Consider the following 1,891-nt stretch of genomic DNA (forward strand, 5'->3'; position numbering starts at 1 on the left):
CATGGTGAGTCGGCCCCGGGAGTTGCACCCGGAGCCGCTCTCCGAACCGTACGTGACGCTCTCACGTCATACGGCTCTCAACAAGTACCGAAGCAGAACTCAACCTCGCCCAATGAGCAAACAGCTTTGGCCTGCGGCGGCGGATCAATCTGAGCCAGGTAGAGGCTCTAACCTTTCCATTCTTCAGCCCTTTGTATTTGCGTCGCGCCCAGCGGTTAAGAGATTCGTCGACGTATCGATACAGGTTGTGCATTTCTGACCGCCCATATCTGCCGTAGTACTGCATCCATCCACGAAGGACGGGATTCAGTTCCAAGGCGATTACGTCGACTTCCGTCTGCGAGCGAAGCGTGAGCCGGAGCTGCCGGATCGTCATACGCATAGACTTCATCGCCGCCCTGCTGGCCGCTGGCGAGAACGTACAGAAGTTTTCTTTCTTCTGATGATTTCTTGCCCTGCGCGGTCGAAAGGTAAATCCCAGAAAGTCAAACGACTGACTGACATGGCTACCCGGGCGGTTGCTGTCTTTGCAGTAGATGATCTTGGTCTTGTCGGGATGCATTTCGAGTTCGCATTCCTCAAACCTTGCTTGCAGCGCCGCCTTGATGGCCTCCGCTTCAGCCTTGGTTCGGCAATGAACGAGCCCGTCGTCTGCGTATCGACACCATGGTGACCGCGGGAAGTTCCGCGCCATCCATGTATCGAACGCATAATGCAAGAACAAATTGGCAAGGACGGGACTGATCACGCCGCCTTGGGGTGTGCCCCGGTCGCGAGCGGTGATCGCTCCGTCTTTGCCTTGCATCGGCGCTATTAGCCAGCGTTCGATGTAGAGCAGAGCCCATTCGTCTTGCACATGCTTCCTGATGGCCTTCATAAGCAACTTGTGGCTGATATTGTCGAACAGGCCTTTGATGTCGAACTCCAGCACCCAGTCCATCTTCCAACACCGTTGCCGGGTGACGCCAACGGCGTCCAGCGCGGATTTTCCGGGCCGGTAGCCGTAGGAATCGGGAAGGAAGATTTCCTCGAGTGCTTGTTCAATCTGCAGCTTGACGACCGTCTGCGCCACGCGATCTGCTACTGTCGGCACGCCTAGAATGCGTTGTCCGCCGTTCTTCTTGGGAATGGGGACAGCCCGAACGGCAGGTGGAAAGTAGCTGCCAGAAGACATCCGATTCCAGACCTTGTAAAGGTTGCCCTTCAAGTTCTTCTCGAAAGCTTCCAACGATATCTTATCCACGCCGGCTGAGCCCGCATTGGCTTTGACCAATCGGTAGGCCTTCATCACTGTTTGCTTGTCGATATTGTACTGCTTACGTTCGGTTACACCCATCATGTCCTCCTGCTCATCACAGTTGCATGCGGGTGGAACCACTTGCCTCGGCCCCTTCGCTCCAGTCCCATTACAGCACCTTCATCACTACTACGAGCCAATCCGCCCCAGTGTCGTGCTTCGGTACTCTCGTCTCGCGGTGTGCGCCGCTTGAACTTCTCCCTTGGCATCACAACGACTGGTTCCTGCAGTTCTCTACAAGAGCCTGTATCCAGATCGCGTCCCCTAAACGCCGGTCGCCACCCGCGCAGTAATCCAGGCGCCTCACGGATTGATCTCAGGGATGGCACGCGCCCCTGATTTTGGCGACATCTAAATAATTTTCGACGCGTCATCGGAAGATTCGCTTTCGCTCGCCTTCTGGATACTCACCTGCCCCGTAAACCCGGGACTTTTGCAACACTTGCTGATGACCGCGCCTTTTAAGCGAAGCCACAGTGTCGTGGTTTTGCATCTGCGGCTGGAACGCCGATGCAGGAGGGCCAACCCCCATCTCTCATAAAGCTGTACACATCAAATTCGGTTATTCACCTCCTTCATGCTCTGCAGCACACC

1 protein-coding gene is annotated in these 1,891 nt (G+C 55.7%); it reads right to left on the reverse strand.

Annotated features, from left to right (window positions below; all coding sequences use genetic code 11):
* Nucleotides 1-61: 61 nt before the first annotated feature.
* The gene (gene ltrA, locus I6F38_RS43090) at nt 62-1,339 is read right to left on the reverse strand and encodes a group II intron reverse transcriptase/maturase (protein WP_225164670.1); all 1,278 of its coding nucleotides are present in this window, start codon (nt 1,337-1,339) and stop codon (nt 62-64) included.
* Nucleotides 1,340-1,891: the final 552 nt, after the last annotated feature.

Source organism: Bradyrhizobium sp. BRP56, assembly GCF_020194035.1.
GTDB classification, from domain to species: Bacteria; Pseudomonadota; Alphaproteobacteria; order Rhizobiales; family Xanthobacteraceae; genus Bradyrhizobium; species Bradyrhizobium australafricanum.

Excerpts from the sequence above, each read along its gene's own strand:
- ltrA (WP_225164670.1), bottom strand. The coding sequence starts at position 1,339 with ATGATGGGTGTAACCGAACGTAAGCAGTACAATATCGACAAGCAAACA.